Source organism: uncultured Streptomyces sp. (genome assembly GCF_947488945.1).
In the GTDB taxonomy this organism is placed as follows: Bacteria; Actinomycetota; Actinomycetes; order Streptomycetales; family Streptomycetaceae; genus Streptomyces.
Genome location: NZ_CANLBS010000085.1, coordinates 1 through 486 on the forward strand (window position 1 = coordinate 1; position 486 = coordinate 486).

1 protein-coding gene is annotated in these 486 nt (G+C 71.0%); it reads right to left on the reverse strand.

Annotated elements, in window-relative coordinates; translation table 11 throughout:
- The coding region (locus Q0994_RS33925) for a polyketide synthase (protein WP_299542587.1) at window positions 1–486 on the reverse strand (486 nt) is incomplete at both ends.

Below are 486 nucleotides of genomic sequence, written 5' to 3' on the forward strand. Positions count from 1 at the left end.
GTCGCACTCGCCGTTGCGCAGCGCGTTCGCCGCGAGATGCAGCGCCACCAGGGAGGACGAGCAGGCCGTGTCCACCGAGATGGCCGGACCCTCGAAGCCGTAGGTGTACGACAGCCGGCCCGCGGCGATGCTGCCCGCGCTGCCGCTGAACAGGTATCCCTCGGCGTCCTCGGCCGGCAGCTGGGGACGCGAACCGTAGTCGCTGTACATCAGGCCGGTGAACACACCGGTGCGGGAACCGCGCAGGGCCGTGGGGTCGATCGCGGCGCTCTCGAAGCTCTCCCACGCGGTCTCCAGCAGCAGTCGCTGCTGAGGGTCGATCGCGGCGGCCTCCCGGTGCGAGATGCCGAAGAACTCCGGGTCGAACCGGTCGGCTTCGTGCAGGAAGCCTCCCTCCCGGCTGTACGACGTACCGGTGCGGTCGGGGTCGGGGTCGTACAGGGCGTCCAGGTCCCAGCCGCGGTTGTCGGGGAACCCGCTGACCGC